The sequence below is a fragment of the Mameliella sp. AT18 genome (assembly GCF_028807275.1).
Lineage (GTDB): Bacteria > Pseudomonadota > Alphaproteobacteria > Rhodobacterales > Rhodobacteraceae > Antarctobacter > Antarctobacter albus.
In genome coordinates this window covers 1-8428 of record NZ_JARAMO010000200.1, presented here as the reverse complement: position 1 = coordinate 8428, position 8428 = coordinate 1, and the positions used below count along the sequence as shown (strand labels likewise).

Genomic DNA, 8428 nt, shown 5'->3' with positions numbered 1-8428 from the left:
CCTGTACGTTTTGTACAAAACGTACAGGGTGTCCCGTCACGCCCAGTCCAGCACCACCTTGCCGGACTTGCCCGATTTCATCACCGCAAACCCCTCTTCGAAGCTGTCGACCGGGAACCGATGCGTGATGACCCGGCTGACATCCAACCCGTTTTCCAGCATGGCGATCATCTTGTACCAAGTCTCAAAGATTTCCCGACCGTAGACGCCCTTGATCGTGATCGCCTTGAAGACGATGCGCGACCAGTCGACCGGCGATTTGCCCGGCGGAATGCCCAAGAGCGCGATGCGCCCGCCCATCACCAGCGTCTCGACCATCTGGTCCAGCGCCCGCTGGTTGCCGGACATCTCAAGGCCCACGTCGAAACCTTCCTTCATGCCCAACCGTGCCACCACGTCCTTCAGGTCTTCTTCACCCACGTTCACCGGCACCACGTCCGCCACCTGCCCCGCCAGCGCCAGCCGGTCCGGGTTCACATCCGTGATGACGACATGCCGGGCGCCGACATGCCGCGCGACGGTCGCCGCCATGATCCCGATCGGCCCCGCACCCGTGATCAGCACGTCCTCACCCACGAGGTCGAAGCTCAGCGCCGTGTGCACCGCGTTGCCCAGCGGATCCAGAATGGCCCCGATCTCGTCCGGGATGCTGTCCGGCAGGGGCACCACGTTGAAGGCCGGCAGGCGCAGGTACTGGGCAAAGGCCCCCTGCTCGTTCACGCCGATGCCCCGGGTTTCGGGATCGAGGTGGAACTTTCCGGCCCGCGACTGGCGCGAGTGCTTGCCGATCAGATGCCCTTCGCCGCTGCAACGCTGGCCAATGGTCAGGTCATCCACGTTGCGCCCGATCTCGACGATTTCGCCGGCGAACTCATGCCCGGTCACCAGGGGAACGGGCACCGTCTTTTGCGCCCAGTCGTCCCAGTTCCAGATATGGATGTCCGTGCCGCAGATGCCCGTCGCCCTGATCTTGATCAGCACGTCATCCGGCCCGATTTCTGGCACCGGCACACGCTCCATCCACAACCCTTCCTCGGGTTTCGCCTTCACAAGCGCCTTCATCTGGTTACTGGTCATTTGATCACCCCAAGTTCGCGCCCCACCGCGCCAAAGGCCCCAAGAGCCTTGTCCAGGTTCTCGCGCGTCAGGTCCGCGCTCATCTGCGTGCGGATACGCGCCTGCCCCTTGGGCACCACCGGAAAGAAGAAGCCCGAGACATAGACGCCCCTGTCGAACAGTTTCGCCGCCATCTCCTGCGCCAGCTTTGCCTCGCCCAGCATGACCGGGATGATGGGATGCTCCCCCGGCAGCAGGTCGAACCCCAGGTCAGTCAGGCCCGCGCGCCAGTAGGCCGCGTTGTCGAAGAGCCGCGCGCGCAAGGCGTCGCCTTCCTCGACCAACCGGATGGCCTCGATCCCCGCGGCCACGACCGCAGGGGGCAAGGCGTTGGAAAACAGGTAGGGCCGCGCGCGCTGGCGCAACAGGTCGATCACCGGTTGCGGCCCGGCGATATAGCCACCGATGGCGCCCCCCAGGGCCTTGCCCAGCGTGCCGGTCAGGATGTCGACGTCAACACCGAAATGCGCCGGCGTCCCCTGCCCCTTCGGCCCCATGAAACCGGTCGCGTGACAGTCATCGACCATCACAAGCGCCTCGTATTTTTCAGCCAGCGCCGTGATCTCGGGCAGCTTCGCCAGGTAGCCATCCATCGAGAATACGCCATCCGTGGCGATCATGACGAACCGTGCACCATCCGCACGCGCCTGTTTCAACTGTGCCTCCAGGTCCGCCATGTCGGAATTGGCGTAGCGATAGCGCCGCGCCTTGCACAGGCGGATCCCGTCGATGATCGAGGCGTGGTTGAGCGCGTCCGAGATAACGGCGTCTTCCGGTCCCAGCAGCGGCTCGAAAAGTCCACCATTGGCGTCGAAACAGGCCGCGAAGAGGATCGAGTCGTCCTTGCCCAGGAACTGCGCCAACCGGGTTTCCAACGCGCGGTGCAGGTCCTGCGTACCGCAAATGAAGCGGACAGAGGCCATGCCATAGCCCTTCGGCTCCATCGCCGCCTTGGCCGCGGCAATGAGGTCGGGGTGATCGGCCAGGCCAAGGTAGTTGTTGGCACAGAGACAGATCTTTGTCTCGCCATCGACCATGATCTCACCGCCCTGCGGCGAGGTGATGAGGCGCTCGCGCTTCATCATGCCGTCGGCCTCGATCTGGCTCAGGGTCTCGGTCAGATGGGTCAGGAATCGGTGTGTCATGTCAGCCTCCATTGCGAGAAAGCTAACATGACGGACAAAATTCCGAAATAGGGGATTTTCGTAATTACGGATTTTTTTCCGCTATACTGTCAAATCACGCATCCTGAACCACGAGAAAGGCGCGTGCCGGGCTCAGCGCCGCGATCCGGTGCGCCACGTCCGCCGCATAGCGCGCGGTATCGCCGGGACCAAGCCGATCGCTGCCCGAACCGCTGGTCACTTCGACCTCACCTTCGATCACGCTGAGATGCTCGCGCGCGCCCCGCGCATGGGGCAGGCTGTCCAGGACGCCGCCGGCGGAAAGGCGCAGCTCGTAGACCTCGTGCCGGCCGGCCTCTTCAGGCGGGGACAGGATGCGGATCGTGCAGCCACTGCCGCGCTGCTCGATCGTGGGCACGTCCCCGGACCGAAGCACCTCGATCTGGCGCGCCGGGCCTTCTTCGAGCAGGCCCGCAAAGTCCACTTGCAACGCCCGTGTCAGGTTCCAGAGCGTCGCGATGGTGGGCGAGGACTCGCCCCGTTCGATCTGGCTGACCATGCTGCGGGAGACCCCCGACAGCTTGGCCACGGCATCCAGAGATAGCCCCTGTGCCCGGCGCGCCTCGCGCAGCCGGGCGGGGAGTTTGGCCAAGATGGCGTCAGTGTCTTCCGTCATACCGGAGGAATACCGCCGCGCCGCACGCCGGGCAAGCCCGCTTTCCTCTGGCATCGCGCCATGTCAGCATCGCGCCGGACCAGAGGGGAACAAGATGACCGACGACCATGTTTCGACCCATGACGCCGCGCCCGATGCGCGCAACGATGATATCCGGATCTACGTCGACGGCGAGATCCACCACCGGGACGAGGCGCGGGTGTCCGTCTACGACAGCGGATTCCTGTTGGGGGACGGCATATGGGAGGGGCTGCGGCTCTATGACGGCAAGATTCCCTTTCTGGATGACCACCTCGACCGGCTTTACGAGGCCGCGCTCTACCTGGAGCTGGAGATCGGCAAGACGCGCGAGGACCTGACCCAGGCCATATGGGACACGCTGGCGGCCAACGACATGACCACGGATGTGCACATCCGGCTGATGGTGACACGCGGGCGCAAGCGCAAACCCTTTCAACACCCGCATCTCAGCATCTACGGCCCAACCATCGTTGTCATCGCCGAGCACTCGAAACCCGACGACAGCGTGATCGACAGGGGCATTTCCCTATTCACCGTGCCGCATCATCGCGGGCTGCCACTGACGCAGGACGCCAAGCTGAACTCGCATTCCAAGCTGAACTGCATCATCGCGCTGAACCATGCCGTCCGCGCGGGCGCCGATGAGGCGCTGATGCTGGACCCCTTCGGATTCGTGAACACGACCAATGCCTGCAACTTCTTCATCGTGCGCAAGGGCGCGGTCTGGACCTCGACCGGGGACTACTGCATGAACGGGATCACGCGGCAAAAGGTGATCGACATCTGCCGCCAGAACGGCATCCCGGTCCATGAACGCAACTACTCGCTGGTCGACACCTATGGCGCCGACGAGGCCTTTCTGACCGGCACCTTTGGCGCGCAGACCCCGGTGTTCGAGATCGACGGGCGGGTGATCGGCGGCGGCAAGGCGGGGCCGGTGTTTCACCGCATCCGTACTCTCTACAAGGAAATGATCCGGCGCGACGCCTGAATACGGCGCCCAAGAGGCGCCGGTTCAGACGCCATTGATACATCGCGGAACACCACTGCGGCGCCTTGAGTCCCATCGGAAACTCAGAAACGAAAGCTCTCGCCCGCTGGCGCGAGGTGGCTCAGCCCTCTTGGCTCGAAGCACACTGTATACAGAAACGACGAAATGGACCCAAAATAGCCCCGGAAAAAAGTTCTTTGACAGATGATGTATACAGAATACCTTTCCCGGCGAGACTTGGGGGAGGAGACCCATGAATCGCCAGGAACGCAGCGCGCAATTTGCGCGGGCCTTGATCGAGCTACGGTCGCTGGTGCTGAACGGAAGCTACGCCGGGGGAGAGCGGCTGGCCGAAACCGCGCTGGCCGAGCGGCTGGACCTGTCTCGCACTCCCTTGCGGCAGGCGATGGACCGGCTGGTGGACGAGGGCCTGCTGGAACGCATCGAAACCGGTGGCTGCCGCGTGGCGCAATTCACGCGGGCCGACATCCACGACGCGATCGAGATGCGCGGCGTGCTTGAAGGCACAGCGGCCCGCCTTGCCGCCGAACGCGGAGCCGTCCCGGAACTGGCCGAGCGCATGGAAACCGTCCTGACGCAACTGGACGAAGCGGTGTCAGGCACGCTTGATTTCAAAGCCTATGTCGCCCTGAACGGCGAATTCCACGATCTGCTGGCCAACCTTGCAGGCAGTCCCGTCGTGGCGCGCGAGGTCGCGCGCGCAGGGCGCCTGCCTGCCGCATCCCCCTCGGCCTTCATGCAGGGGCAGGAACTGATCCCGGATTTCCGCGAAAGCCTGACCCGCGCGCAGCGACAACACCGCGCCATCTTTGAGGCGATCATGGACCGCCAGGGCAGCCGCGCCGAGGCGCTGGCCCGCGAACACGCGCGCCTGGCGCGCACCAACCTTGAATACGTGACCAGGGAAGAGCCGGCCCTTGCGGAAAAGGTGCCGGGCCTGTCGCTGATCGCGGAGTGACACGACAGACACAGGGAGAGAGGAACCAACAATGCCCAGTCTCAACGACGCAATGAAGAAGTGGAACACCCCGGTCGAAATGCTGCGCAACAGCCAGGCCGGGATGTATGTCTACCCGGTGGTGACGCCGGAATTCCAGAACTGGCGCAATGAACAGGCCGCCTGGCGCGAAAGCGCGGTGCTGTTCGACCAGAGCCACCACATGGACGAGGTCATCGTCGAAGGCCCGCAGGCAACGGAGTTCCTGTCGCACCACGGCATCAACTCCTTCGCCAATTTCGACCTGAACCGGGCCAAGCACTTTGTTCCGGTCACGCCCAACGGCCATGTCATCGGCGACCACATCATTTTCCGCGAGCGCGAGGACAAATACATCCTCGTCGGTCGCGCGCCGACCTCGAACTGGCTGATGTTCGCCGCCGCCTGGGGCAAGTGGAACGTGCGCCTGCGCCACGATCCCCGTTCGCCGTCGCGCCCCGAGGGCGAGCGCGTGCTGCGCGAGCACTACCGCTATCAGATCCAGGGGCCCGAGGCCTACAAGATCTTCGAGAAGATGAACGGCGGCCCGATCCCGGACATCAAGTTCTTTCACGTCGACTGGATCAACATCGGCTCCAAGAAGGTGCAGGCGCTGCGCCACGGCATGTCCGGCGCGCCGGGGCTGGAGGTCTGGGGCCCCTACAAAGACAAGGATTACATCCACTCGGTGATCCTGGAGTCCGCGAAAGAGGCCGGCGTGAACATCGTGCAATGCGGCAGCCGGGCCTATTCGACCAACACGCTAGAATCCGGCTGGATCCCCTCTCCCCTGCCGGGCATCTACACCGGCGACGGGATGCTTGCGGACTACCGCGACTGGCTGGGTGCCGACATGTACGAAGCGGCAGGCGCCATCGGCGGCAGCTTTGTCAGCGACAACATCGAGGACTACTACGTCAACCCGTTCGAGTTGGGTTATGATTTCTACATCGGCTGGAAAAAGGACGACTTCATCGGCAAGGCGGCACTGGAAAAGATCAAGGCCCAGGGCGCCCACCGCAAGAAGGTTACCTTTGAGTGGAACCGCGAGGACGTGCTGATGGTCATCGCCAGCGGGTTCGAGGAGGGCACGCCCTACAAGTGGATCGACTTCCCGCAGCCCAACTATGCCTCCTCCAGCGCCGACATGGTGATGCAGGGCGACCAGATGGTCGGCATGTCGATGTTCAATGGCTATAGCTGGAACGAACGCTGCATGCTGTCTCTGGGTGTGGTGCACAAGGACGTGCAGGTTGGCGACGTGCTGACGCTGCGCTGGGGTGAACCGGACGATACCGCCAAGACCTCGACTGAAAAGCACAAGCAGGCAGAGATCCGGGTACGCGTCTCGCCCACGCCCTATGCAAAAGAAGCCCGCGAGAACTACGCCGACAGCTGGCGGACGAAGGCGGCGGAATAAAAAGGATTCATGCGCCTTCGGGCGGAATGAATTTGTGTCCCGGGCAAGGTCATGCACTACTTTGCCCGGGGATGGACCGCGCTGGGGAGGGCCGGTCGCACCAACCGGGAGGATAATTTAATGAAAATGACCCATCTGATCGCGGGCGCCGCACTTGCCGTCGCCTCTGCCATGAGCGCCCAGGCGCAGGAGCTGAAATTCGCCAATTTCACCCCGCCTTTCCACACCATCAACGCCAGCGTGATCGAAAAGCTGAACGCCGATCTTTCGGCGGCCACCGATGGCGCAGTCAGCGTGCGCGGCTATCACGGCGGCGAGCTGGGAGCCGGTCCGGTCGAACAATACGTCCGCGCCGTTCAGGGCGTGGCCGACATGGTCTGGGGGCTGCCGGGGTACACCTCTTCGCAGTTCGGCAAGACCATGATCGTCGAATTGCCCAATGCCATCCCACTGGACCAGCCGGGGTACGAGGCGCTCTGGGCCGCCTTCGACGAGATCAAGGGAGAGTTCCCGGCCACCAAGCCGATCGCTCTCTGGACCTCGGAACCGAATATTTTCATCATGAAGGACGTGCAGATCCGCACCCCTGCGGACCTTGCGGGGTTGAAGGTCCGCGTCGCCGGCGCCACAGCCGCCGAAGTGGCCGAGGCCCTTGGTGCGACCCCGGTGCAAATGCCGATCAACCAGGTCTACAACGCCTTGCAGACCGGCCTGATCGACGGCGTGATCACCGGCGCCTCGACCCTGTCGGACTTCAAGCTGGACGAGGTCGCCAACAGCTATACCGTGGGTGCCAACCTTGGCCGCCTCGCTTTTTACACTGTGATGGGCCAGTCGTCCTATGACAAGCTGTCGGCAGATGCCAAGGCCGCTGTCGACGCCGTCGCCGGCATGGAGGTTTCCAAATCGGCCGAAATGGCCTGGAACGCGACCGCCGATGCCGCGCTGGAAGCGGCCCGCGCCGACGACACCAACGTGGTGATCGACCTCAGCCCGGAAGAGGCTCAGGCCTTTGCGGATGCCGTGGCTGACGTGGTGAACGGCTATGTCGCCGAAGTCAGCGGAGAGGCCGCGCTTGCCAAGATGCGGGGCGAGTGAGTGCTGACCGCCCTCAGGAAAACCGCGGACGGGCTGATCCGCCTGTCTGCGGCGATCGGCGCCCTGGCGCTGATCGCAGAGGTCGGCGTGATCCTGGTGGACGTGATCGGGCGGGCCTTCGGTCATCCGATGTTCGGCAGCCAGGACCTGATCACCATGATCATGGTCATGCTTGTCTTTGGCGGCATGGCGCTCTGTGACCGCAACGGCGGGCATATCGCGGTCGACCTGTTCCAGAAGACCTATCCGCCTTTGATGAACCTCGTCATCGACATCTTCTCTGCCCTCCTTGGTGCCGTGATCTTTGCCTTCATCGCCTGGGCGGTCTGGGAAAGTGCCAAGCTGAGCCAGATGCTGAACCTGTCGACAAACCTGCTGCGCCTGCCCAAGGCCTGGTTCCAGTGGGGCCTGTGCGGCTTTGCCGTCCTGACTTCTCTTGGCATGTTTCTGCGGGCGGTGGAACTGACCCTGTCCCGACGCGACGTGCGCGGTGAATGGAGCAAGACCACATGACAATCGGCGCCATCGGCCTGCTGGGCATCGCCGCCCTGTTGATCCTGCTGATGCTGCGCATTCCCGTGGCCTTTGCCATGTTCCTGGTGGGCTTCCTGGGGATCTGGCACCTGAACGGCTGGAACGCGGCGATGGGGCTCTTGGCCTCGGAAACCTTCACGCTGGCCTCGAACCCGGAACTGGTCATCATTCCCCTGTTCATCCTGATGGGCAACGTGGCAACCGTCACCGGGATGAGCCGACAGCTCTACGACGCCGCCTACGCGGTGATCGGGCAGGTCCGCGGCGGACTGGCCTCGGCCACGGTGATCGGCTGCGGCGGCTTCGCGGCCCTGTCGGGGTCTTCCGTCGCCTCGGCCCTGACGATGGGCAAGGTGTCCCTGCGAGAGATGGACCGTTTCGATTATGACCCGCGCCTGTCGACGGGCGTGGTCGCCGCCGGTGGCACGCTGGGCATCCTGATCCCGCCGTC

General features: G+C 63.7%; 9 protein-coding genes. 6 read left to right on the top strand and 3 right to left on the bottom strand.

Going from position 1 to position 8428, the window contains the following annotated elements; translation table 11 throughout:
- Nucleotides 1-36: 36 nt before the first annotated feature.
- The 3 genes from tdh to PVW46_RS17710 form a co-directional block, all read right to left on the bottom strand.
- Complete coding sequence (tdh, locus tag PVW46_RS17720) at nt 37-1077, bottom strand: L-threonine 3-dehydrogenase (protein WP_069210279.1); 1041 nt, start codon at nt 1075-1077, stop codon at nt 37-39.
- On the bottom strand, nt 1074-2261 hold the full coding sequence (locus PVW46_RS17715; protein ID WP_069210280.1) for a glycine C-acetyltransferase: 1188 nt from the start codon (nt 2259-2261) through the stop codon (nt 1074-1076). The genes tdh and PVW46_RS17715 overlap by 4 nt, the downstream gene beginning before the upstream one ends.
- A gap of 94 nt (nt 2262-2355) precedes the next feature.
- A complete protein-coding gene (locus PVW46_RS17710; RefSeq protein ID WP_043145939.1) occupies nt 2356-2916 on the bottom strand; it encodes a helix-turn-helix domain-containing protein in 561 nt (186 codons plus the stop codon).
- Nucleotides 2917-3010: 94 nt separating this feature from the next.
- On the opposite strand from PVW46_RS17710, the gene PVW46_RS17705 reads away from it, so the two are divergent.
- From PVW46_RS17705 to PVW46_RS17680, 6 genes are all read left to right on the top strand, one after another.
- Nucleotides 3011-3928 (top strand): aminotransferase class IV, encoded by a 918-nt coding sequence (locus PVW46_RS17705; RefSeq protein ID WP_069210281.1) that lies wholly within the window; start codon nt 3011-3013, stop codon nt 3926-3928.
- A gap of 253 nt (nt 3929-4181) precedes the next feature.
- The gene (locus PVW46_RS17700) at nt 4182-4907 is read left to right on the top strand and encodes a GntR family transcriptional regulator (RefSeq protein WP_069210282.1); all 726 of its coding nucleotides are present in this window, start codon (nt 4182-4184) and stop codon (nt 4905-4907) included.
- A 31-nt stretch (nt 4908-4938) separates the two neighbouring features.
- Nucleotides 4939-6345 carry a vanillate/3-O-methylgallate O-demethylase gene (ligM, locus tag PVW46_RS17695; protein ID WP_069210283.1) on the top strand — a complete coding sequence of 469 codons (1407 nt, stop codon included), beginning with the start codon at nt 4939-4941 and terminating at the stop codon, nt 6343-6345.
- Nucleotides 6346-6471: 126 nt separating this feature from the next.
- Nucleotides 6472-7443 carry a TRAP transporter substrate-binding protein gene (locus PVW46_RS17690; RefSeq protein WP_274576949.1) on the top strand — a complete coding sequence of 324 codons (972 nt, stop codon included), beginning with the start codon at nt 6472-6474 and terminating at the stop codon, nt 7441-7443.
- Nucleotides 7444-7956 carry a TRAP transporter small permease gene (locus tag PVW46_RS17685; RefSeq protein WP_069210285.1) on the top strand — a complete coding sequence of 171 codons (513 nt, stop codon included), beginning with the start codon at nt 7444-7446 and terminating at the stop codon, nt 7954-7956.
- Nucleotides 7953-8428: TRAP transporter large permease subunit (locus PVW46_RS17680; protein WP_274576946.1), on the top strand; the 476-nt coding region annotated here is incomplete at its 3' end. The genes PVW46_RS17685 and PVW46_RS17680, both read left to right, overlap by 4 nt.

What these genes read in the sequence shown, in the direction of transcription:
- ligM (WP_069210283.1), top strand. Translation starts at nt 4,939, where the DNA reads ATGCCCAGTCTCAACGACGCAATGAAGAAGTGGAACACCCCGGTCGAA.
- PVW46_RS17715 (WP_069210280.1), bottom strand. Translation starts at nt 2,261, where the DNA reads ATGACACACCGATTCCTGACCCATCTGACCGAGACCCTGAGCCAGATC.
- PVW46_RS17705 (WP_069210281.1), top strand. Translation starts at nt 3,011, where the DNA reads ATGACCGACGACCATGTTTCGACCCATGACGCCGCGCCCGATGCGCGC.
- tdh (WP_069210279.1), bottom strand. Translation starts at nt 1,077, where the DNA reads ATGACCAGTAACCAGATGAAGGCGCTTGTGAAGGCGAAACCCGAGGAA.
- PVW46_RS17700 (WP_069210282.1), top strand. Translation starts at nt 4,182, where the DNA reads ATGAATCGCCAGGAACGCAGCGCGCAATTTGCGCGGGCCTTGATCGAG.
- PVW46_RS17690 (WP_274576949.1), top strand. Translation starts at nt 6,472, where the DNA reads ATGACCCATCTGATCGCGGGCGCCGCACTTGCCGTCGCCTCTGCCATG.
- PVW46_RS17710 (WP_043145939.1), bottom strand. Translation starts at nt 2,916, where the DNA reads ATGACGGAAGACACTGACGCCATCTTGGCCAAACTCCCCGCCCGGCTG.